Origin of the sequence: Proteus sp. G4380 (genome assembly GCF_963885725.1) — a bacterium.
GTDB lineage: Bacteria > Pseudomonadota > Gammaproteobacteria > Enterobacterales > Enterobacteriaceae > Proteus > Proteus mirabilis.
Window position 1 is genome coordinate 1 of sequence record NZ_CAWPAV010000068.1, and the last position, 24,341, is coordinate 24,341.

Genomic DNA, 24,341 nt, shown 5'->3' on the forward strand with positions numbered 1-24,341 from the left:
ATAAAAACGCGGCTTATATTTACAATATAAACCGCGTCTTTTAAAAGAGTAATTACTATAACAAACTGTTATTGTCCCTCTTTTTCATAGTGGGGAGAGCGAGGACCATATAAGATCCCATTGGCATGTCCAGCAGAAAGTAAACGCACACTTGCTACTCCTGCAATTTCATGACTTTTATCTGCAATAGTATCAACAATTTGAGTCACTACTGCAGAAACTAACATGCCCACCAAACCATTCGATGCTGTATCCCCTTCTGCACTCGATGCACTGGCATGTCCACTCCACAGTAAGGCACCATTACGTAAATCAACCAATTTAGCACTGGCACTGACACGCGTCTCACTGGCGATCACTTGATAAGAAGTACCATATTGGGTGACATCCAAATAGAGCACAGAATCCGCACCAAAAATCTCACGTAACTTACTAGGACTCACCGCTTGGATATCGCTTCCCGTTGACAAACCATTTTGTTTAAAGGTCTCTTCAACAACGGCGACAGGAAAAACATAATAGCCAGCTTCCGCCAAAGGATAAGTCACTTGAGATAAAAAGCTATGGGCAGCTTCTACTTCTGGAGTCTGATTTTTAGGTAACAGCACTAAAATGCTTTTTGGTTTACTTGCTTTAAAGGCGGTATAGTCTGTTTTGACTGGCTCTGCACATCCTGATAACACAAAAGCAAATGCCACAAAAACTAACGTTAAAATGCGATTCATTTTTGTGCTCCCTTATTTTTCATCAGAAAATCCATAAACTTTGCTGATTCAGGATAAAGGGTTTTCTCCTGATCAAACTCACTCATGGCTAAGTCTAATGCGCCAGTGGTCACATATAACATGCCCAAATGTGCATGTAACCCCGGTGGAACGCCTAATGATTTCGCTCGGGCAACCTCGATGCTTTTTTTCAATGCATCGATTTGCGCATGAGGATCACTTTCACTTTGTTGATAATATTGATATACCACCGTTTGATAACTATCCCAGTTATAAAGAGGCTTTGGCGCTTGGCACCCAACCAATAACAACGAGGCAAATAGCAACCCCAGCAATGATTTTGACATTTTTATATCCTTATAAAATTGGGGTTACTGCTCAGGCTGCCAAGCATGGCTTTCAATCCCTGCAACTAAATTATTCACCGCTTCACGAATGGCTAAATCAAGCACTTTACCATTAAGTGTTGAGTCATAACTTGCTGTGCCACCAAAACCAACAATCTCACGATTAGAAAGCTCGTATTCCCCCGCACCTTGCGTAGAGAACACCACTTCAGAGGTATTCACATTCACAACATTTAAGTTCACTTTGGCATAAGCAACTTGGGTTTTTCCACGTCCTAAGATACCAAATAGTTGGCGATCACCTACTTCTTTGCGACCAAACTCTGTCACATCACCAGTAATAACGTAAGTTGCGCCTTTTAATTGCTGACTTTGGCCTTTAATCTTCGCTTCTTGTGTTAACTCCGTTAAGTTAGCGCGATCTAAAACATTAAAACGGCCTGTTTGTTGTAAATGTGTAATTAAAATCGTTTTAGATTGATTACCCAATCTATCCACACCATCAGAAAAAATACCATTCATGTAATTAGAACGGTTATCAAACTTACCAATAGCAATGGCACTCTTAGGTCCTGAGTAAGTCGTATTATAGGTAGCCACTTTAGCAACCTCTAAAGAGCGAGAAGATTCTGAGGCACAACCTGCTAGTAATGAAGCAGAAAGTAAAACTACCCCTAATGATAATTTATTAAATGTCATTTTCATCATCCAATATCGGTGAAATAAACCTATCGTCATTGATTTTTGTTGTGCAAATCCTATGACGAACAATAAAATAAGATAAATTTTAATTTACGTTTCTATTTTACCCGCCATTAAACCATAACAGTAGTAAGGTTAATAATGGGATCAACTTATTTTTAATATAAAATTAATCACCCATAGGGAAAATAGAAAAATGTTGATAAAAGAAACAACAAATGAATATAAAGATAAAATACGTTATATTCTATCTATTATATTAGCAATATACCTTAAGTTAGATAAAAGCAGACTCAGACAAAAGACTAAAAGTATATTTTATATTAACAAAATAATTTAGTTGCTGATTACTTTTGGCTTTTTATTCATCAAACCATAGATTGAGTGAATAGTTATGAAACGTGAAGTAATACAATTTATTACTTCACGTTAATATTGATGGCTGCCTATAAGATATTAGCGTTTTTTACCAAATGCTGCGGCCAATGCATCGCTCATCGCACTATTACCTGCATTGTTACCCGTATTTGATTGGCGGTTTCTGGTCGGTTTTTGCCCGCGACTATGTTTAGAAGCATTATCCTTAGTCACTGACTGGCGTTTATGATCACTATCAGCAGCCACTTCATCTAAACGCATGGTTAACGCAATACGTTTACGCGGTAAATCGACTTCAAGGACTTTTACCTTCACAATATCGCCGGTTTTTACCACAGTATGGGGATCTTCAACAAATCTATCCGACAGTGATGAAATATGCACTAATCCATCTTGGTGTACCCCAATATCTACAAAGGCACCAAAATTAGTCACATTAGTTACAGTACCTTCCAATATCATACCACTGACTAAATCATTCATTGTTTCAACACCTTCGGCAAAGGTGGCTGTTTTAAACTCAGGACGAGGATCACGCCCCGGTTTAGCAAGCTCCTTTAAGATGTCATTAATGGTAGGTAAACCGAACTGCTCGGTGACAAATTCTCTGGCATTGATTTGTGAAAGTAATGCACTATTGCCCATGACTTGATCAATTTTTTGATGTATTGATTGCAAGATATTTTCAACAATAGGATAGGCTTCAGGGTGAACCGTTGAGGCATCAAGTGGATTTTTACCATCACGAATACGTAAAAATCCCGCACACTGCTCAAAAGCTTTAGGCCCTAAGCGCGCCACTTTGAGTAACTGTTTTCTATCCACAAAACGGCCATTTTCATCACGCCAAGCAATAATATTTTGAGCAATAGATTGGCTAAGCCCCGCCACTCGCGTCAATAGCGGTACAGAGGCTGTATTTAAATCAACACCGACACCATTTACACAATCTTCAACAACAGTATCTAATTTTTTTGCCAATAATGTTTGGCTCACATCATGCTGATATTGACCCACCCCGATAGATTTAGGGTCAATTTTTACCAATTCCGCCAATGGATCTTGTAAGCGACGAGCGATAGAAACAGCGCCACGAAGAGAAACATCCAGATCCGGAAATTCTTTCGCTGCCAGCTCTGATGCCGAATAAACCGATGCCCCGGCTTCGCTCACGATCACTTTTTGTGCTTTAACTTCTGGGTAGCGTTTTACTGTATCAGCAAAAAAGCGCTCTGTTTCACGTGATGCAGTACCGTTACCAATCGCCACTAATTCTACATTATGCTTAATACATAATGCCGCTACACTAGCAGCGGCTTTATCCGCTTGTCCGGTATGAGGATAAATAGTATCTGTCGCAATCAGCTTACCGGTACTATCCACCACCGCGACTTTAACCCCAGTACGTAAACCAGGATCTAGCCCCATCGTAGCTCGCATACCTGCAGGTGCGGCCATTAAGAGATCTTTTAGGTTACGTGCAAACACATTAATGGCTTCATCTTCCGCTTTCTCACGTAACTGACCCATTAACTCAGTTTCAAGATGCATTAACACTTTTATACGCCAAGTCCAACTGACAACGGCTTTACGCCAACTGTCCGCAGGTTGATTATTAAGACGTAAACCTAAATGCTCCGTAATCAACTGTTCGCCATAGCTCTCTTTGGGGGCTTCTTCGAATTGTGGATCAGGATTAAGTGATAACTGCAAAATACCTTCATTACGACCACGAAACATCGCTAATGCACGGTGAGAAGGTACATGAGCAATCGGCTCATGAGTATCAAAATAATCGCTAAATTTAGCGCCTTCTGCTTCTTTTCCGTCAACAACTTTGCTAACAAGATGCGCATTTTTCCATAAATATTGGCGAACTTTAGCTAATAATCCAGCATCTTCTGCAAAACGTTCCATTAAGATATAGCGAGCCCCATCTAAGGCTGCTTTACTATCATCTATTCCTTTTTCAGGGTTGATATATGCACTTGCTGCGTCTTCAGGAGTATGTTGTGGTTCATTCCATAACAAATCAGCTAATGGCTCTAAGCCATTTTCAATTGCAATTTGCCCACGAGTACGACGTTTCGGTTTATAAGGAAGGTAGAGATCTTCAAGTTCTGTTTTACTTTGCGTCTCATTAATCGAAGAGCGTAATTCTTCTGTGAGTTTCCCCTGCTCTTCAATTGATTTTAAAATAGTTTGGCGACGATCATTGAGTTCCCGTAAGTAACTCAGGCGGGTTTCCAATTGACGAAGCTGAGTATCATCTAACCCACCAGTTACCTCTTTTCGGTAACGGGCCACAAAAGGCACCGTATTCCCTTCATCCAGTAACGTAATGGCCGAAAGTACTTGCTGGGGCTTTACTGATAGCTCTTGTGCAATAATTCGGCTTAATGATTCATTCATAATATATTTACCTACCGAGAGGAGTGGTTAAAAAAGATGGCTATTATACACGCGCAATAAGAAAAAAATTCCGCTTATTATAGGCCAAGCATGACATTTATGAGGAAAATAACAGATTATTCTGTGATTCGCGCTATAGTATCTGTATGAAATTCAATGTTGATGATCGTATTTATTGGTAATGGCAAAAAGTAACTATATTACTCGTGATGGCTGGCATGCCTTGGATAAAGAGCTAAAATATCTTTGGAAAGAAGAGCGTCCTCGCGTCACTCAATCGGTCTCTGAAGCAGCGGCTCAAGGTGACCGTTCGGAAAATGCTGAATATATCTATGGTAAAAAAAGATTACGTGAAATAGACCGACGAGTTCGTTTTTTATCCAAACGTCTTGATGAATTAAAAATTGTTGACCCAGATCCTCGTCAAGAAGGAAAAGTGTATTTTGGCGCTTGGGTAACCCTTGAAGACGATGATGAAAACATTAAGACATTTAGACTAGTCGGCCCTGATGAATTTGACCCAGCAAAACAGTGGATTTCTATTGATTCCCCTGTCGCGAGAGCGCTGATCGGTAAAAAAGTGGATGATGAAGTTAGCGTGCAAACGCCAGGTGGCATCGTTAATTACTGCGTATTATCTATCAAATATTATTCGGAATAAGATAAATAAATAGTGTGATATTCTAAGATACAAAGTCAGAACAAGTTTTGCCTATAAATCATTAATATTTATTCTTTGTTTTTGGTTTAATATTCTTATCAATGATAGAATTCGCTAATAAAAGCATTTGCACTTCGGGAGCTTAAAGATGCAAGACAGTTATAAAGTGCTGATTGTGGATGATGATTTACGTCTACGTTCACTATTAGAGCGCTATTTGACAGAGCAGGGTTTTCAAATCCGCACCGCGGCAAACTCCGATCAAATGGATCGTTTACTTACTCGCGAATCTATCCATCTTATTGTCCTCGACTTAATGCTTCCTGGCGAAGATGGCTTATCTATTTGTCGTCGCTTGAGAAGCCAAAACAATCCTATCCCTATTATTATGGTGACTGCCAAAGGGGAAGAAGTTGACAGAATTGTCGGACTTGAAATTGGTGCTGATGATTATATCTCAAAACCATTTAACCCAAGAGAGCTATTAGCCCGTATTCGTGCGGTGCTTCGTCGCCAAGCCAACGAACTACCGGGAGCACCTTCACAAGACAATGCGATTGTCTCATTTGGTAAATTTAAGCTTAACCTCGGTACGCGGGAAATGTTCCACGAAGATCAACATATGCCTTTGACCAGTGGTGAATTTGCCGTATTAAAAGTCCTTGTTTCACATCCCCGAGAGCCATTATCACGTGATAAATTAATGAGTCTGGCGCGAGGTCGTGAATATAGTGCGATGGAGCGTTCTATTGATGTGCAAATTTCTCGTTTACGTCGCATGATTGAAGAAGATCCCACCCATCCTCGCTATATTCAAACGGTTTGGGGACTGGGTTATGTCTTTGTACCTGATGGAACGAGCGTATCATAATGAGAAGGCTGAGGCTTTCACCCCACAATAAGCTCACTCGCTCTCTATTTCTGGTTATCTTATTACTTTTTTTTAGCTTGATAGCCAGTTATGTTGTTGTACAGCATCTTATTGTCGGGCCAAGCCTCCAGCAATTTAATAAAGTATTAGCGTATGAAATTCGTACGCTAGTACCGGAAGAACTGATCTTAGTCGATGGCACCCCACTTAAAATTTCTCCCGCTCTACGTAATAAAATTTACAACGAGTTAGGTATCTCATTTTTTGATAAAGACGCCGCTTTAAAAGCCGGTTTAGAGTGGGCAAGAGAAGATTTAGAACTTAGCCAGCAGATGACGGATTATCTCAATAGTGATACGACGATTTGGCTAGAAAACACCCTAGAGTATCCTATTTTGTGGATTAATACCCAACTCTCACCCACGCTATGGATACGCGTACCACTTACCGAATTAGGGCAAAATTTCTTATTACCCGTTTATCGGCAAGCCATTATTTTTATCATCATCGTAGTGGCATTTTTCTGGTTATATAACCGTTTTCAAAATCGTCCATTGCATGAAGTTGAATATGCAGCACGACGCATTGGTAAAGGGGTGATCCCTCCGCCAATACCTGAATCTGGCACTGCTGAAATGCGTTCAATTATTCGAGCATTTAATCAAATGTCATCAGATATTCGCTCATTAGATAATGATAGAACACTGGTGATGGCAGGGGTAAGCCATGATTTACGCACTCCGTTAACGCGTATTCGTCTTGCTACAGAAATGATGAGTCCTGAAGATAGTTATCTTGCAGATTCTATCAATAAAGATATTGAAGATTGCGATGCCATTATCGGTCAATTTTTAGACTATATGCGCACAGGCAAAGAGATGTCTTTAGAATTATGTGATATGAATGGTCTATTGCGTGAAGTGATCTGCGCTGAATCTAACTCAGGCAAAGTCAGCGAAGAACATTTATACCCTTATCCTATCAATATCACAGCAAACCCAATTGCCGTCAAACGGGCGCTTACCAATATGATTGTTAATGCCACACGCTACGGACATGGTTGGATAAGCATCACAAGTAATCAAAATGAAGAATATGCTTGGTTTCAAGTTGAAGACGATGGTCCAGGCATTGCCAAAGAAGATAGACAACGTTTATTCCAACCCTTTGTTCAAGGGGAACAAGCACGAAGTTCAACCGGTGCGGGTTTAGGTCTATCCATTATTCGTCGGATCATGGATGCCCATGGTGGCTTTGTCGAACTCGGCGATAGCACGAAAGGCGGGTTACTTATCCGTGCCAACTTTCCGTTAAAAGTGCAAGAAGACGAAGATGATTAATATCCTCACTTTTCAACGTTAACGCCCTTCTTATTCTTTCTCACCTATTTTTATGCATTATTTTCACTCTTTTTCTGCTTTGTCATAAAACTGTCACAATTAAGACATTTAATTGTCATCTAACTGACCTATTGTCTGTGCGTACCGTAACCGAAGTTGATAGATGTCGAAAAGTTATTCTACCTATCCCACAGGAGGGATTATGAAACTGATGCGTACCACCCTGACCAGTGTCATTGCCGCTGCACTTTCAATGACGGCTCTTTCTGCACAGGCAACGACCTCACTGACTGGTGCTGGCGCAACGTTCCCTGCTCCAGTTTATGCAAAATGGGCAGATAGCTATCAAAAAGAAACTGGCAACAAAGTTAACTACCAAGGCATAGGCTCTTCTGGTGGTGTAAAACAGATCATTGCTAATACTGTCGATTTTGGTGCTTCTGATGCACCATTAGCTGATGAAAAACTCAAGGCTGACGGTTTATTCCAATTTCCAACTGTCATCGGTGGTGTGGTGATGGCAGTCAATATCTCAGGTATTAAATCCGGTGAGCTTGTCTTAGACGGTGAGACTATCGGGAATATCTACTTAGGCAAGATCCAAAAATGGAATGATCCTGCTATAGCTAAACTAAATCCAAAACTCAATCTACCTGACCAAAACATTGCTGTTGTTCGTCGTGCTGATGGTTCAGGCACATCATTCGTTTTTACTAGCTACTTATCTAAAGTAAATAGCGCATGGAAAGATGAAGTAGGCGCAGGCTCTACCGTTAAATGGCCTACAGGCTTAGGTGGTAAGGGAAATGATGGCATCGCAGCCTTTGTTCAACGTCTACCAGGCTCAATTGGTTATGTTGAATACGCTTACGCAAAACAAAACAATCTTGCATATACTCAATTAGTCACTGCAGATGGCGAAGTTATTCCTCCTACTGCCGATAGTTTTAGCGCAGCAGCGAGAAAAATTGATTGGAGTAAGAGCTTTGCACAAGACCTAACGAATCAAAAAGGCGAAAATGCCTGGCCAATTACTTCTACTACCTTCATTTTAGTGCATCAAACGCAAAAAGATGCGGCTAAAGGAAAAGAAGTACTGAATTTCTTTAACTGGGCATATGAAAAAGGCAATGATGAAGCGAAAAATCTTGATTACGCCGTATTGCCAAAAGAAGTGGTAGAACAAATTCGTGCCGCTTGGAAAACAAGCATCAAAGACAGTAATGGTAAACCAATTTACTAACCAAAGGGTTACCATTAAAAAATAGATTAACGTTCACCCCCTGCAACACAGGGGGTAATAAATTAAAGAGGCTTTATGGCCGAGCATACAACGGTAATAAAGGCCCCGAGTAAACGAGGGGACGTTATTTTTAGCGCACTAGTTCGACTAGCTGCGTTAATTACACTTTTGCTTTTAGCAGGTATCATTGTTTCACTGATTTTCGCCTCATGGCCAAGTATTCAACAATTTGGTCTGTCATTCTTGTGGACGAAAGAGTGGGATCCACCCGCACAGGAATTCGGTGCTTTAGTACCAATTTATGGTACTGTCGTTACCTCAATTATTGCCTTGATCATTGCGGTTCCAGTGAGTTTTGGTATTGCACTCTTTTTAACAGAACTGGCACCCAATTGGCTAAAGCGCCCATTGGGTATCGCGATTGAGTTATTAGCCGCTATTCCAAGTATCGTTTATGGTATGTGGGGACTCTTTATCTTTGCGCCGCTCTTTGCCACATACTTCCAAGAGCCTGTTGGCAATGTGCTCTCATCAGTCCCTATTGTCGGTGAGTTATTCTCTGGTCCTGCGTTTGGTATCGGTATATTAGCAGCAGGGGTTATCCTCGCAATTATGATCATCCCTTATATCGCGTCTGTAATGCGTGATGTATTCGAACAGACCCCGGTGATGATGAAAGAATCCGCTTACGGTATCGGCTGTACCACATGGGAAGTGATTTGGAATATCGTTTTACCTTATACCCGAAACGGTGTGATAGGTGGTGTGATGCTTGGATTAGGTCGTGCGCTCGGGGAAACTATGGCTGTGACCTTTATTATTGGTAACACCTACCAGTTAGACTCTGCATCACTCTTTATGCCGGGCAATAGTATTACCTCTGCATTAGCCAACGAATTTGCCGAAGCAGAAACAGGTCTTCATACCGCTGCATTAATGGAATTAGGTCTGATTTTATTTGTCATTACCTTTATCGTCCTTGCGATTTCTAAGTTTATGACACTACGTTTATCTAAGAATGAAGGAGCACGTTAAGATGGCTAAAACATCCTCTTCTTCATTACAAGTTCAAACAGAAAAAGAACTGCATATACGCCATAAACGCCAACTTTGGCGTCGTCAAAAAAACCGTATCGCACTGTTTTTATCTGTCTCTACTATGGCATTTGGTCTGTTCTGGTTAATGTGGATCTTGTTTTCTACAGTAACCAAAGGCTTTGATGGCATGTCTTGGGCCTTATTCACAGAAATGACGCCGCCCCCTAACACCGATGGTGGCGGATTAGCTAACGCCATTGTGGGTAGTGGTCTACTTATTTTATGGGCGACGGTCATTGGTACTCCTTTGGGGATCTTAGCGGGTATCTACCTTGCTGAGTATGGACGTCGTTCATGGTTAGCGGAAGTCATACGCTTTATCAACGATATTTTATTATCAGCCCCATCAATTGTTGTTGGACTGTTTGTGTATACCATTGTGGTGGCACAAATGCAGCACTTCTCTGGTTGGGCGGGTATTGTGGCATTAGCGTTATTACAAATACCTATTGTTATTCGCACCACGGAAAATATGTTGAAGTTAGTCCCTGATAGCTTACGGGAAGCGGCTTATGCATTAGGGACGCCCAAGTGGAAGATGATCGCTAAAATCACGTTAAAAGCCTCCGTATCAGGTATTATCACGGGTGTATTATTAGCGATTGCACGTATTGCGGGTGAAACAGCACCACTGCTATTTACTTCACTATCTAACCAATTCTGGAGCACAGATCTAAACGAACCGATAGCCAACTTACCTGTGACTATCTTTAAATTCGCCATGAGCCCTTTCTCACAATGGCAAGAGCTTGCTTGGGCTGGCGTATTACTGATCACCCTCTGTGTTCTATTTATCAATATTATCGCGCGCGTGCTGTTTGCTAAAAATAAGCATGGCTAACGCAGAAAGTTAAGCAAGAGAGAACGTTGAATGACTATGGCTAATGATAACGCTGGAAACAAAATCCAAGTTCGTGACTTGAACTTCTACTATGGTAAGTTCCATGCGCTGAAAAATATCTCATTAGATATTGCCAAAAATAAAGTAACGGCATTTATCGGCCCTTCTGGCTGTGGTAAATCCACTTTACTGCGTACTTTTAATAAAATGTATGAGCTTTATGGCGAACAGCGTGCTGAAGGTGAAATCTTGTTAGATGGCAACAATATTCTGACAGATAAACAAGATATTGCGCTGTTACGCGCAAAAGTAGGCATGGTATTCCAAAAACCTACACCATTTCCAATGTCTATTTATGACAATATCGCTTTTGGTGTACGCTTATTTGAAAAACTGTCTCGCGCTGAAATGGACGAACGCGTTCAGTGGGCGCTGACCAAAGCCGCATTATGGAATGAAACCAAAGATAAATTACATCAAAGTGGCTATAGTCTTTCTGGGGGACAGCAGCAACGTTTATGTATCGCACGCGGTATTGCTATCCGTCCTGAAGTATTATTACTGGATGAGCCGTGCTCTGCACTCGATCCTATCTCTACAGGTCGTATTGAAGAGCTTATCAGTGAACTAAAATCCGAATATACCGTGGTGATCGTCACCCACAATATGCAGCAAGCTGCACGTTGTTCTGATTACACTGCATTTATGTATTTGGGTGAATTAATCGAGTTCAGTGATACGGATACATTATTTACTCGTCCAGCGAAAAAGCAAACTGAAGATTACATCACTGGGCGTTATGGCTGATAACGAGGCAAATCATGGATAATTTAAACCACAATAAACATATTTCTGGTCAATTTAACGCTGAGTTAGAGCATATCCGTACAGAACTGATGGTCATGGGTGGCTTAGTTGAAGAGCAATTAAAAAAAGCCATTACCGCAATGCATAACCAAGACCAAGCATTAGCCAATGAAGTGATTGAAGGTGATCAAAAAGTCAATATGATGGAGGTTGCCATTGATGATGCCTGTATGCGTATCATTGCCAAACGTCAGCCCACTGCCAGTGATTTACGCCTTATTATGGCGATTTCTAAAACTATTGCCGAATTAGAGCGTATTGGTGATGTGGCAGAAAAAATCTGTAAAACGGCCCTTGAGAAATTTTCACATCAACATCAACCACTGCTAGTCAGTTTAGAGTCCTTAGGCCAACATGCGATACAAATGCTCCATGATGTTCTTGATGCTTTCGCTCGTATGGACTTAGAAGAAGCTATTCGAATCTATCGTGAAGATGCAAAAATTGATAACGAATATGAAGGTATTGTTCGTCAATTAATGACTTATATGATGGAAGATCCTCGCACTATCCCGAGCGTACTGACGGCATTATTCTGTGCTCGTTCTATCGAACGTATTGGCGATCGTTGCCAGAATATCTGTGAGTTTATCTTCTACTACGTCAAGGGTCATGACTTCCGTCATTTAGGGGGTGACCAAGTAGAAAGAATGCTGACAAAAAATGATGATAGTCATTCTGCTAATTAAATAATTTATTCACTCTCTTTACGCTCTGAAACAGAGGCATTATTTGCCTCTGTTTTTTTATTTATGTTTATAAAGTCACTATCTCTCCTTAACTTATTCTATAAAAGCATATCCATATCATTTTTTATTATTTTATGAACTTAGAACAACTTGATAGCGTGATAGCCAACATAACAATGAAAATACTTTTTTTGGGGTGAATAATGAAATTACGTGTTTTGGCAACGGCATTAATTGCCGGCTCAGTGCTTTTTTCTGGTCTGGCTAAAGCCGATAAATTAGACGATATAAAACAGGCAGGTGTGGTACGCATTGCTATTTTTGATAGTAACCCACCGTTTGGTTTTATCGATCCACAAACCAAAAAATTGGCAGGTTATGATGCAGATATTGCGAATGAAATTGCCAAAGATCTCGGGGTTAAATTGGAATTACGTCCAACTAACCCAGCTAACCGTATCCCACTACTTAGCGCTAAAAAAGTCGATTTAATTGCCGCCAACTTCACCATTACCGAAGAGCGAGCAAAACAAGTCGATTTCTCTGTACCTTATTTTGCTACTGGACAGAAATTTATCGCGCGCAAAGGCGTATTAACCAGCCCTGAGCAAATTGCGTCATTACGCATTGGGGCTGACAAAGGCACCGTACAGGAAATTACCTTACGTGAACGCTATCCTGAAACTAAAGTCATCTCCTATGACGATACCCCTCTTGCGTTTGCCGCATTACGCAATGGCAATGTACAAGCGATAACCCAAGATGATGCTAAATTAGTAGGGTTATTAGCTAATTTACCTGAGAAAATCAAAGCTGATTTTGAAATATCGCCCTTTAGTATTACACGAGAATATCAAGCCGTTGCCGCAGCTAAAGGTGAACAGCGTTTAATTAACGAGATTAATAACACGCTATTAAGATTAGAGAAAGAAGGCAAAGCAGACGAAATTTATAATCGTTGGTTTGGCCCAGATACTAAGTCCGCTCAACCTCGTGGTGACTTTAAGTTTGCCCCACTTTCTGAGCAAGCGCCTCAATCCTAATGGTAGAGCAAATAACGATTTAATTCATCGCGATGATTTATTGATAAAACACCAACCCCGCTACTGCGGGGTTTGGCGTCTGCAATAGGTAATAATTATGTTTGCGCAGTTTCTTTCTCACTATCTTCTTGAGCCTCACTACTTAAGTTGGCTGTGGCAAGGTTTTTTAATCACCTTGCTTATCTCTTTCTGGACTATCATTATTGCCACATTACTAGGTTTTCTTCTCAGTGCTGCCTATGATAGCCATATCGCGCCATTACGTTGGTGTGCGGCCATTTATACTTCACTCTTTCGTAATACCCCATTATTGGTTCAGCTCTTCTTTTGGTATTTTGCTTCTGGTGAACTATTGCCACAAACGGCCATGATATGGCTTAACACCCCACATGAACTTTCTTTATTTGGCTTAACGCTCTCTTGGCCCTCTTTTGAATTTTTAGCCGGTATTATTGGGCTTACCTTTTACTCTGTACCTTTTATTGCCCAAGAGCTAAGAGCAGGAATACAGGGAGTCAGACAAGGCCAAAAATATGCAGCTTTAGCGTTAGGATTAACCCACTGGCAATCCATGCGTTATGTCATTTTACCGCAAGCTTTTCGTATCGCCCTTCCGCCATTGTTGGGTCAATATATGAATATTATCAAAAACTCCTCTCTCACTATGGCCATAGGTGTCGCAGAGCTTTCTTATGCTTCAAGGCAAGTTGAAACTGAATCATTACGTACTTTTGAAGCGTTCGGCGTCGCCACCATACTGTATATCGCTGCCATTGCATTAATGGAAGCTTGGGGGCAATGGCATCAGCAACGAAAATTAGCGCAAGGATATTGATATGGACTTTACTGTTATTGCTGATAATTGGCAGTATCTACTTTTTGGCGCGTATCCTGATGGGCCATTAGAAGGTGCGGCTTTAACCATATTTATTAGTGTGATCGCCGGTATTGTATCTATTATATTAGGGACGCTTGGGGGGATCGCTCTCGCCATGCTTAAAGGGGTATGGGTTAACTTATTTGCCGCTTTTTTAGGTTTTTTCCGTGCTATTCCAGTCATTATGCTGATTTTTTGGCTCTATTTTCTATTACCCGTGGTATTAGGAATGGAAATTCCTGAGATAACCACCGTGATCTGTGCTCTAGCGCTTATTACCTCCTCTTATATCGCTCATGGTGTTAAAGCCGGTATTCTCGCTATTGGCAAAGGGCAATGGCAAGCAGGTTTATCGTTAGGATTTAATCGCTGGCAGACGCTTTGGTATATCGTGTTACCACAAGCATTACGTATGATGGTGCCCTCTTTTATCAATCAATGGATAGCCTTAATTAAAGATACTTCCCTCGCTTATGTTGTAGGTGTCGGTGAACTCTCATTCTTAGCAACACAAGTTAATAATCGCAGCATGGTGTACCCGATGGAAGTTTTTTTATTTGTTGCCTTTATTTACTTTGTGCTCTGTTTTTCATTAGAGTTAATTGCCAACCGAGTGGGGAAATTATTTACCACCCAAAAAGAAAAACGCTCTTTTTGGCAATATGTTATTCCTAATAAAAAACCTTCACTGAGTGAAAAAATTATTTAACTTATTCATCCCCTAATAATATTGATTAGGGGATTAAATAATAACCATCACAATGTCTTACTCCTTAAAATTTTTTAGTGCTTTTAAACGTAAGATCATATCAAATGCTAATATAAATTCCTGATAGAGTTTATTTCTCCGCTCAATAAAATAGAGATAAATAACTAAAGATAAACTCACCGAATAAATTAAAAAGAAATTTTCTTTTATATTCAGCAAATAGAATAATAAACAGAGTAACAATGTACCTAAAGGGATCAAAATCAGAAACCATAATATACGGCAAAACAGGCCTCTTTTTTTTACCTCAGCAAAATCTTCTTCAAAGCTATAACAGATAATCATCCCCATTAGGTAATTAATTTTACTCGCCTTCGATAAAAAAAGCATAACAAACAGAACACTATATAAAAGAATGATTAATGCAACAATAAACTCAATATTAAGATAACCTTGCTCTAACGAGAAAGCAGTACTGTTCTGGAGCGGAAAAACAATAGGAAAATTAACAAGTAAACTTAAAAAAACCTCATTAACAATAAGATAGGATATGTTAAATTTTTTCTTCTCACGGCTATATAAAGAAAAGTTATTCAAATAATGAATTGAACAACTGACATAAAACTTGATCAAAAAATACATAAAAAACCATATCATTAATGGTGACAAGAAAAAACCAAGAAAAATAATAATATATATTTGGCTATCAAAAACAATCTCGATTAAATAAGAGGTAACAAGAAATATTATTATAACCCCAATTATATAGCTTAACGAAAAAACAGTAAAATAACGTGATATTATCGTCCTTTTTGTCTCGCTTTTATTATTATTTTTTAAATAAAACTTTTCAGAAAAGAGACAGTATCGCCAATATATTCGCTCATTCATCATTGCACTGAGTAAAATGACAATAAAAATAGCAAAGTTACCCATAAATAATAACCAAAAACTTAACTCATTATAATTATTAATAAAGCATAAACTTAATACTATCGAGGCGATATAAATAGGTGTTAGCATAGTATAATGATGCGCTTGCATATAATAATGATAATTAGGCAACATAATTGCTCCTATATAAGATAATTAAATATAATCATTAACATGCAATATATTTTTATCTTTTAGCGTATATGAATTTTTCGCTAAATAATACAATGACTTGCTATCACCAAGTTCAATAAAATTGTGATAGCCTAAATGACACCATAGCGCCATAGTTGCTGTCCATCTTACGGTTTCTGTGAGTTGATTAACTAAATTCTGTTTAATTGTCTCAATATCGCTAACAATCTCAGCAGAAACATTCATCACTAGGGGTTTATCTGGGATTGAAAAAGGGATTGTCTGTAAAAAGTGAGCAAGTAAATTTTTCCCTTCGCTCATCAATTCAGTGTGCCAAGCACCATTAACGGCTAATTTATTCGTTTCTATTTTCATATTAGCTAATTGATTAACAACCTTACGTACACTTGCATACTCCCCCCCAATAACTTGGTGAAGTTCACTGTTATCACAGCAAATATTCACCTTTGTTGCGAGATCTTGCTGGTCAATCAATGTTGATAACGTCTGATAAGAGCAATTTTTAACAACATACATTACCCCTTTGTTATTCTTAGCGAGCTGTTGCATGATAGATGCGCGATAACTAATTAACTTAAAGACAGATTCAAGTTCCAGTACGTTCGCCGCAAATAACGCTGAATATTCTCCAGCGCTGTGCCCTGAATAACCCGCCTCATTCACACAACAATGCTCACGCAGTAAATAAAGAGAAGCAATATTGATAGTTGTTAACGCCACTTGCTGATAACAGGTTTGTACCAATTTATTCATGGGCCCTTTTAAACAAACAGTCCTTACATCGAACCCTGCTATTTCACTCGCACAATTCCATACTTCTTTTATTGATGGAACGTCACGATATACCCTATTTCCCATACCTAAATAAGGCCTACCCTGACCTGGAAAAAATAAAATGCTCTCTTGATTTTGGTGATACTTTTTCTCTCTCAATGGCATAGACCATACTCCTAAATAGTAATATTATTTTTTTGATATTTTTGTAAATAGTGGCTAACTTTAAAAATAGAGTTACACGAAGCGATTGTTGCGGAAAAAAATAATAATAGAGGGATTTTAAACATAGCATCATATTGCCATAGCCAAGGGATCATTAATGAATAGCTATTATTATCAGATAAAGAAATATTGATTTGTTTCAAATTAATCAACCAAGATAATAGCTGATTAATTAATAATATCGTTATAGAAATTGTTATAGTCATAAAAATAGCCAATAAAATAAATAATCGAGAAAAACTACCTCGCCAAATACCTAATCGATTAAATTCGAACAGATCACCAATAGCTTTTTTGATAGTGATGATAATGATTTTATTCACTAAAAAATAATAATAAATAGCAATAATGCTATACAATAATAGCATTGACCACTTAAAGAATGTCACAATAGAAATAATATAACTTTGTCTCTCAATAACAGGGATCACTTGCAAATTTAAAGATTTTTCTTTATTAATCCTTGTTATTTTAGCTATTACGCTATCCATATCATGCACATTTTTTAATAGAATATTTATTTTTGAGACACTTTTACTTTTTTTTATATATTGTAGTGTTTCTAATGGAATTTTGATCATGGCATAAGGATAACTATTTATTTGTGTGTTAAAAATACCACGTACATAAGTTGGTAATACCATTTTTTCATTATTATGAATAAATACAACATTAACTAAATCCCCATAGTTTATATTTATAGCATCAGCAATAAACTTATCTATCGTGATTTCTGTTCTTCTGACATGAGACAATTCACTCCCTGAAACAGTTAGATCGTATGCTCCTATGGTTAATAATGACTTAGGCTCGATAGCTAGGCCAGAAAACAATACTGTTTTTTTATTGATAACATTTTCTATCATGCCTGAAAAAATAATTTGTGGTGAAATGACCTGAATTTTTTCTAATAACTGCTTATCATAAGTTAATAAATGGATGATTTCTTCAGCATTGGTTATTTCCAAATAATCTTTCTTATCAGTAATATCCTGTTTATTATCTTTTTTATAAATTTCGATATGCCCTAAATTGGAATATGCTACTTGCTCTTTGAGCAGTAGCGTGAGGTGATGATAAAAACCCTCCAAAATCGAGATGGCGACACAGAGTAAAACGATAAAACATAAATTTCGATAAAAATGGCTAAGGGTTATATAAAGTAACCCTAATGTGTATTTGATATAAAACCAAGATAATGAACTAGAAAGTAATACTATCAAAATAAATATTGAGATGAATATAATAATATTTTCCATTAATCACTCTCTAATGTTATTGGTTGAATAACCGCGGTCTTTTCAATAGATAACCAAGGAGGAACGCTAGTGAAACTATATCGAGCAATTTTTTTACTCGCTTCATTTTCTTGAAGTAATTGAGCCATGATCTTTTTTGCTTGTGTCACTTGCTCACAACTAAATAATGCACGCGCATACATATAGTTAATCATGGGTATAAGTTCACTATTGATATTAATATTCTCAAGTAATTGCTGACTGTCTTTTTTAGCCACCACACAGCGCCCTAAATAACGAGGTGTAAAAGCATCCATTCTTAATCTTAGATAGATCAACCGCCAATTAGTTGGATTTTTTTCAACAACTTCATCAAGATAAAAAAAGGCCTTTTTTATTGTCTGTGCAGCCTGAGAATAAGCTTTATTTTTATGATAATAAGCGGATAAAAATACACTGACATAACCATAAATGACTTTATCAAATGGATGATCAACTTGTTTTATACTGTATTCTAACTCTGAAATTAATGAGGTCAATTTATCACTGGCAGTAAATGTATTCAGTGATATAAATAATAAAAAACGTTTATCGCTATTTTTAATGTCTATTTTACTCTCTACTTGCGAGAGCAATAGAGAGATTATTATTAAAATAATACCGATACAATTAAGTTTTCTCCCCATCATATAACTCTCCATGTTTAATCGTTATAATTTTATCTACAGCCGTATTTGGATGATTACAATTAGTGATTAATAATATTGGTATAGATAAATCTTTATGTACTTGTGATAATAATTGGATAAAATAATCAAAGTTATTCTGACTGAAACAATCATTATTATAATTAGCAATGATACACTTAGGTTTTTTCACTAAAGCTCTACTAAAGGCAACCTTTAGCAATTGATCTGTTGATAGCGATTTTGGGGTTTTATTATAGAGTTTTTCTATGCCCATAGATTTAAGTGTATTTATAATATTATTCTTTAGCTTTTTTTTATCTTTATAATTGATTACTGAATAATAAATATTATCAAATACATTACAATGATTAAAAAAGTAATTTTCTTTGAAAACAAAACCGATCATTCCATTCCTTAATAAAGCTCGCTGCTTTTCATCTAGAATATTTATATAGTTACCTAAAAAATAAGTATAACCAGTATATTGAATATCAACTCCTGAAATAATATCAATCAATGCATTCTTTTCATTCTCTTGTTGATATTTTATTAATGTAAAATGCTCATTATTAATGTCGAATGTGAGATTTTTAAAAATTATTTCAGCGTTGCTTTTATCATGATTAAATTTATTAATATTTGTTAGTGAAAATAATGCTAATTGGCGTGCTTTTGTTATTCCATACATAAAATACCTTATTATTGTTTCCAACAATCAACCAGCCAAACACCATTTTCTCCATCAAACGCACTCAAAAGGTAATGAGAGGCACTATCTGCTGCTTTTTGTAAATGATCGAACATAAGAGCCGGTGTGATAAACCCACTATCACCATAAAGACGATTTAAAAATAGCAATTAAGATTAACAGGTAATGCTGTGAATGCGGTTTCAAGTATAGAAATATATTTATAAGTCAGTAACGCAGTTATATAAATTGAACCCGTCTGTTTATTAATACAACGGTGCCAATTTTTAACTAATTGCTTTATTGCTTTTTTTCTATTTTTACTCATAGAAAAATAATGATTGATAGAAATCGAAATATCTGAACACTGTTTTTTATTGATAATAATGCAGGCGACTCTTTCAATACTATTTATATTTTCCAACGTATTAGGCTTGAAAAAAAAGGTTATAGGTTGTCTTTCTATTTCACTAAAAGATAAAATTGGTACAGCCCGAAAACCACCACAAATAAATATATTATCAAGTAAATCACTATTAATGAGCTTTTGTGCTAATAATAGTGCCGACATCATACCATTACGTTCGCCTCTTATTTTGCAAGAGAAATTTTTTATACTGTATTTTTTTACGATATTTCTAGGAATAATATTAAGAGTGAACACATCCCTTAAACTATCTATCTGTTCGAAAGCCGTTAGCTCTCCCCATGCATCAATATAAATCAGTCCATTTCGCTCCTTTTTTAAGAGGAATTGTGATTTTGTATCTAATTGACCAACAGCATGATCGACCACATGCTCTATTGCAGATAGGTAAGGACGACAATTTGTTTTTCTTATTCCTTCACGTAGATACATATCATGATTGACCCCATAGCGTTGAAAACTCCAACTTTTTCCTGCGCTTTTTTTACCCGCTAAACGTAACATATGAGATTCCCATACGTTATACCATGAAGGAATAAAAGGGATCAGTGGCTCTTGTGGCTCAAAAAAAGCATAAGCGGCTAAATTAATAGCACCATTGGGTAATAATCGCCTCATCCTTGCTCTCCATTTGCGATTAATAACATGGCAATAATAGATCCATCCATACTTAAGCCGATTTTTAAAATAGGTTTAGCGCTATAGTTCACACACTCTTGATTAGTGAGGAAATTAACCTCCATTCCATCATCTATTGGATAATGTGTAGTCGAGGGGATCAATCGATTATTTTTTAATGAATCAGCTATAATCATTAAATCAATAATACCAGAGCAATTAGAAATATAACCTATCTGCCCTTTATAGCTAATAATAGGAATGGGTTGTTTAAAGATGTTAGTAATAGCTACCGTCTCAGCTTTATCACTAATAATCGAACCATTACCATGAATAAAAATAGCACCAATATCACTTGGTAAATAATGACTAAGATCGAGAAGCTGAGAAATCACTTTTGATATCGTATAAAAGTTAAATAATGTGCCTCCCATTGTCCGTTCAGCATTACTTTGCATAAAAACGGAATGATAGATATAAGCAGGTGCAAGATATTGTCTCGAGTTTATCTGTTGTTGGCTTTCTAAAATCATCACGGCATAACCATCTGATAAGGTGACCCCATCACTGTATTTACTCAAAGGTTGAGCGTGCGCTTCAACTAACATGCCTTGGCTATCCATAAAGGCTATATCTTGTAAAAGTAAGCTATTCCACGACAATACTATTACAATATCCGCCATATCTTGGCTTATTTCATTATGTCCTATATGCACAGCCATTAACGCAGAATTACTGGCACAATAGATAGGAATAGGTGGGAAATCTAACTGATATTCAGCCCACAATTTATTCGCTAATTCATCCTGTGCAAAAGAGGCTGCATGGAGTGATTTTATCTGCGGAGAATATTGAACATCTTCGGCATCGTTTTTATCATAAAACCCTTGGTAATCCATAAAATCAGCTCTAGGCCCGTGACCTGCAAGATACATTATGGTACGTGAAGCGCGAAGCTTTTCTAGGGTGATATTAGCCCGTTTTAAACTGTTATGAATTAATCGCGTTAATATTTCAAAATGATCATTGGGAATATTTTGATAGGGGATCACTGCCGGATTATGATTAAATTTAAAATATTCTACAAAATAATCATCAGAGAAGTATTTCTCTGTTTTAATTGTTCTTTTTAATAAGAGTTGTTCAGAAAGTTGTTCAAAATTTACTATTGAAGGTAAATTAAGTTCCCATCCACTTATCGCAACATTTTTCATAACGGTTTCCTGATGATAATTGCATAGTGGTTACATCCTTCTGATGAACCAAGAACTAAAGCAGTTTCTATCTGCTTATTAATCGGTTGGGTAACAAAATGAATATCATCAGCTATAAAACTTTTTGTATAAGGAATAGGTATTATCGTGTTGCTTTGCATCATATGAATCACTAAAGAGATCGCCAATATCCCAGCGCATGATTCAACTAAACCAAAAAAGGCATTGTAATTAACTACTGGTACATGATTTGCCGCTTGATAAAATAGTTGCCGAATCGCACGGATTTCAACTTCATCATTCTCTTTATTACCATCACTGGTACCACAGATAATATCAATATCTTGGCAACTGAGTTGCGCCTCAGATAATGCTTGTTGGATAGCCTTACATAAGGCGGCCACTCTATCAGTAATATTTTCGTCTACTAAAAAAGTATTATCATTCGCTTTACCGTAGCCAATAATTTCAGCATAAATTTTAGCGCCTCGTTGCTTGGCATACTCTTTATCTTCAAGAAATAACATCCCTGCCCCTTCTCCGGGGATATAGCCGGCACTTGCATTAGAATAAACCTGATAATCTGTCGCATTCTTGGTCAGATTAACTTTCTTACTCATCGCTTGAAAATAGAGTGAAATAGAACTGAAGTGCTCATCTGCCCCTCCGACAATTACCTGAGGTTGTAGATCTTGCCTGATAATTTCATAACCATAAGTTAACGCTCCTAATGCAGCATTAACCCCTGTTGCCAATGTCGTGGTATAACCTTTTATTCCCTCTGTGATGGCACAAAATGTCGGTACTGCATTCATTAAAGTACCAGGAAATTCTGATGTTCTTACTTTTTGCGGATCAGGAATTAAACTTTGTAAATAACGATTAACGGTACTTTGTGGCCCTTTTGACATTCCAACAATAAAACCTAAGTTATCACCATCACGTTTAATTTTGCGTCCAGCATTAGCAAGTGCTTCATTTAAAGCGAATAAGGCATAAGTCCCGCTAGGAATAGCTTTTCTTGGATCATAATAACGTAATGTTTTTTTCGGATTAACGTCAGTGATAGCATGATAACAGGCGTTATTTTTTAAGCGATGATCAATGTCGAGATCAAAATAAGGATGTCCTAACGATTGCTCAAAATCATTATCTTTTATGACAACAGACATCAAGTTGTCGATATCTTTCTGCACATCACTCGCAAATACGATAGGTTTTAATGTACCTGTTTTATCTCCTGCCGAAATCGCTGTTATTATCTCCATTACATTATTGCCAATAGATGTAATCGCCCCCACTCCGGTAATAACCACTTTTTTAGCTTTATATTCCGTCGGTGTTTTATCTGTAATATAAGGGCTTGCGATAATAGAGCAGTTATTTCCTCCAAAAGCATAATTATTCTTCATAAAAAATTTTACTTTTTTATCTTGAAAGAAATTCGGTACATAATTTAAATCACAGCTATGCCTTGGCTGAGTGAAATTTAATGTGGGGGGAAGTTTGTCTTCTACTAAACAAATAAAACACGCGATGATTTCAACAATACCCGCAGCACCAATATTATGACCAACATAAGATTTTGTTGAACTTAATGGGATATGATAAATATTAGGAAACACTTTTTTCATCGACATGGTTTCAATGCGATCATTTGCTTCAGTACCTGTACCATGCACATTTATATAATCAATATCATTAGGAGTAATACCCGCATTATCCAGTGCTTTATACATAACTTGCACCGCACCATTTCCTCGAGGATCAGGGCTAGTTTCATGGTAAGCATCACAAGATGTCGCATAAGAGACAATTTCACCATATATTGTCGCACCACGTTCAACCGCATGTTGATAATCTTCTAATACTAACGCCCCAGCACCTTCACCAATAGACATACCAGGAGTACCTGAAAATGGGGAAGTTGGTGTTGTTTTCATCACATTAAGGGCATAAAAACCCGCAAAGGTAGGAAGATAAATGGGTTCTGTTCCGACCGCTAGCACAACAGGATTTTTGCTATTTTGGATATAATCATACCCCATACCTATCGCGTTAGGGCTTGCGGTACAGGCCGTCGCCACTAATTCAAGGCCACCACGTAAGCCAAGTAGACTTGATACACTCGAACAACATGATGAAAATCCACCGGATAAAATGGCTTTTTTTATCGAAAAATCATCAATATGTTGTTCAAATAATGGCAGAAAGGCTTCCGTTCCTGCTGAAGAGACGCCCACGATCATCGCGGTATTATCTAAAATAGACTGATTATCTATTAAGTTTGCTTGTTGTAATGCCTCATTGCAGACTCGATATGCCCATAATGCCGCATTGTCTAGTGATCGAGCGATATGCTGCGGTATATCTGAATAATCTAATGCCATCTCAATCTCAGAGGCATTGGCATTTTTAAACCATTTTAAATAACGTTGGCTGGGCTTAATATTACATTGTCTATTAAAAAGAACCTGTTTAAATTGAGGCACATCTTTAGCTAAAGATGATAAAACCCCCATTCCGGTTATTACAACCCGACGGCGTCTACTATTCATGTTAATTCCTATATAATA

The 24,341-nt window shown here is 37.6% G+C and carries 23 protein-coding genes; 11 read left to right on the forward strand and 12 right to left on the reverse strand.

The window, feature by feature from the left end; genetic code table 11:
- Positions 1 to 68 precede the first annotated feature (68 nt).
- From AACU98_RS05885 to AACU98_RS05900, 4 genes are all read right to left on the reverse strand, one after another.
- Positions 69 to 725 (reverse strand): DUF799 domain-containing protein, encoded by a 657-nt coding sequence (locus tag AACU98_RS05885; protein ID WP_004246797.1) that lies wholly within the window; start codon positions 723 to 725, stop codon positions 69 to 71.
- Entirely contained in the window at positions 722 to 1,072 is a 351-nt protein-coding gene (locus AACU98_RS05890; protein ID WP_004246796.1) for a DUF4810 domain-containing protein, read from the reverse strand. The genes AACU98_RS05885 and AACU98_RS05890 overlap by 4 nt, the downstream gene beginning before the upstream one ends.
- 24 nt (positions 1,073 to 1,096) lie before the next feature.
- On the reverse strand, positions 1,097 to 1,777 hold the full coding sequence (locus AACU98_RS05895; RefSeq protein ID WP_012368537.1) for a CsgG/HfaB family protein: 681 nt from the start codon (positions 1,775 to 1,777) through the stop codon (positions 1,097 to 1,099).
- Between the two features lie 453 nt (positions 1,778 to 2,230).
- On the reverse strand, positions 2,231 to 4,564 hold the full coding sequence (locus tag AACU98_RS05900; protein WP_004250050.1) for a Tex family protein: 2,334 nt from the start codon (positions 4,562 to 4,564) through the stop codon (positions 2,231 to 2,233).
- Positions 4,565 to 4,745: 181 nt separating this feature from the next.
- On the opposite strand from AACU98_RS05900, the gene greB reads away from it, so the two are divergent.
- The 11 genes from greB to AACU98_RS05955 all read left to right on the forward strand — a co-directional run bounded on the left by greB (position 4,746) and on the right by AACU98_RS05955 (position 14,803).
- Complete coding sequence (greB, locus tag AACU98_RS05905) at positions 4,746 to 5,225, forward strand: transcription elongation factor GreB (RefSeq protein WP_004246793.1); 480 nt, start codon at positions 4,746 to 4,748, stop codon at positions 5,223 to 5,225.
- 148 nt (positions 5,226 to 5,373) lie between these two features.
- Positions 5,374 to 6,096, forward strand: coding sequence for an osmolarity response regulator transcription factor OmpR (gene ompR / locus AACU98_RS05910; protein ID WP_004246792.1), 723 nt, complete (start codon positions 5,374 to 5,376; stop codon positions 6,094 to 6,096).
- Complete coding sequence (gene envZ / locus AACU98_RS05915; RefSeq protein ID WP_004246791.1) at positions 6,096 to 7,436, forward strand: two-component system sensor histidine kinase EnvZ; 1,341 nt, start codon at positions 6,096 to 6,098, stop codon at positions 7,434 to 7,436. The genes ompR and envZ overlap by 1 nt, the downstream gene beginning before the upstream one ends.
- A 202-nt stretch (positions 7,437 to 7,638) precedes the next feature.
- Positions 7,639 to 8,679: a phosphate ABC transporter substrate-binding protein PstS gene (gene pstS, locus AACU98_RS05920; protein WP_004246790.1), complete on the forward strand. Its 1,041-nt coding sequence runs from the start codon at positions 7,639 to 7,641 to the stop codon at positions 8,677 to 8,679.
- Between the two features lie 75 nt (positions 8,680 to 8,754).
- On the forward strand, positions 8,755 to 9,714 hold the full coding sequence (gene pstC / locus AACU98_RS05925; protein WP_004246789.1) for a phosphate ABC transporter permease PstC: 960 nt from the start codon (positions 8,755 to 8,757) through the stop codon (positions 9,712 to 9,714).
- Between the two features lies 1 nt (position 9,715).
- Positions 9,716 to 10,618: a phosphate ABC transporter permease PstA gene (gene pstA / locus AACU98_RS05930; RefSeq protein ID WP_004249075.1), complete on the forward strand. Its 903-nt coding sequence runs from the start codon at positions 9,716 to 9,718 to the stop codon at positions 10,616 to 10,618.
- 30 nt (positions 10,619 to 10,648) lie between these two features.
- A complete protein-coding gene (gene pstB, locus AACU98_RS05935; RefSeq protein ID WP_004246787.1) occupies positions 10,649 to 11,425 on the forward strand; it encodes a phosphate ABC transporter ATP-binding protein PstB in 777 nt (258 codons plus the stop codon).
- Between the two features lie 14 nt (positions 11,426 to 11,439).
- Positions 11,440 to 12,174, forward strand: coding sequence for a phosphate signaling complex protein PhoU (gene phoU / locus AACU98_RS05940; RefSeq protein WP_017628646.1), 735 nt, complete (start codon positions 11,440 to 11,442; stop codon positions 12,172 to 12,174).
- A 203-nt stretch (positions 12,175 to 12,377) separates the two neighbouring features.
- A complete protein-coding gene (locus AACU98_RS05945) occupies positions 12,378 to 13,217 on the forward strand; it encodes an ABC transporter substrate-binding protein (RefSeq protein ID WP_004249074.1) in 840 nt (279 codons plus the stop codon).
- 97 nt (positions 13,218 to 13,314) lie between these two features.
- On the forward strand, positions 13,315 to 14,052 hold the full coding sequence (locus AACU98_RS05950; RefSeq protein WP_004246784.1) for an amino acid ABC transporter permease: 738 nt from the start codon (positions 13,315 to 13,317) through the stop codon (positions 14,050 to 14,052).
- A 1-nt stretch (position 14,053) separates the two neighbouring features.
- On the forward strand, positions 14,054 to 14,803 hold the full coding sequence (locus AACU98_RS05955; protein ID WP_004249073.1) for an amino acid ABC transporter permease: 750 nt from the start codon (positions 14,054 to 14,056) through the stop codon (positions 14,801 to 14,803).
- A gap of 57 nt (positions 14,804 to 14,860) precedes the next feature.
- Here the strand turns inward: AACU98_RS05955 and AACU98_RS05960 are convergent, their stop codons facing one another.
- The 8 genes from AACU98_RS05960 to AACU98_RS05995 all read right to left on the reverse strand — a co-directional run bounded on the left by AACU98_RS05960 (position 14,861) and on the right by AACU98_RS05995 (position 24,323).
- Positions 14,861 to 15,871 (reverse strand): hypothetical protein, encoded by a 1,011-nt coding sequence (locus AACU98_RS05960; protein ID WP_004249072.1) that lies wholly within the window; start codon positions 15,869 to 15,871, stop codon positions 14,861 to 14,863.
- A gap of 21 nt (positions 15,872 to 15,892) precedes the next feature.
- Positions 15,893 to 16,831: an ACP S-malonyltransferase gene (locus AACU98_RS05965; RefSeq protein ID WP_004249071.1), complete on the reverse strand. Its 939-nt coding sequence runs from the start codon at positions 16,829 to 16,831 to the stop codon at positions 15,893 to 15,895.
- 11 nt (positions 16,832 to 16,842) lie between these two features.
- Entirely contained in the window at positions 16,843 to 18,150 is a 1,308-nt protein-coding gene (locus AACU98_RS05970; RefSeq protein WP_036895758.1) for a hypothetical protein, read from the reverse strand.
- Positions 18,150 to 18,818: a hypothetical protein gene (locus tag AACU98_RS05975; RefSeq protein ID WP_036895759.1), complete on the reverse strand. Its 669-nt coding sequence runs from the start codon at positions 18,816 to 18,818 to the stop codon at positions 18,150 to 18,152. The genes AACU98_RS05970 and AACU98_RS05975 overlap by 1 nt, the downstream gene beginning before the upstream one ends.
- The gene (locus tag AACU98_RS05980; RefSeq protein WP_036895762.1) at positions 18,799 to 19,506 is read right to left on the reverse strand and encodes an ATP-binding cassette domain-containing protein; all 708 of its coding nucleotides are present in this window, start codon (positions 19,504 to 19,506) and stop codon (positions 18,799 to 18,801) included. Before AACU98_RS05980 ends, AACU98_RS05975 begins: the two co-directional genes overlap by 20 nt.
- Positions 19,507 to 19,663: 157 nt before the next feature.
- Entirely contained in the window at positions 19,664 to 20,551 is an 888-nt protein-coding gene (locus AACU98_RS05985) for an ATP-binding protein (RefSeq protein WP_237612217.1), read from the reverse strand.
- Complete coding sequence (locus tag AACU98_RS05990) at positions 20,548 to 21,765, reverse strand: beta-ketoacyl synthase N-terminal-like domain-containing protein (protein WP_161734720.1); 1,218 nt, start codon at positions 21,763 to 21,765, stop codon at positions 20,548 to 20,550. The genes AACU98_RS05985 and AACU98_RS05990 overlap by 4 nt, the downstream gene beginning before the upstream one ends.
- Positions 21,762 to 24,323 carry a beta-ketoacyl-[acyl-carrier-protein] synthase family protein gene (locus AACU98_RS05995; protein WP_161734723.1) on the reverse strand — a complete coding sequence of 854 codons (2,562 nt, stop codon included), beginning with the start codon at positions 24,321 to 24,323 and terminating at the stop codon, positions 21,762 to 21,764. Before AACU98_RS05995 ends, AACU98_RS05990 begins: the two co-directional genes overlap by 4 nt.
- Between the last annotated feature and the right edge of the window lie 18 nt (positions 24,324 to 24,341).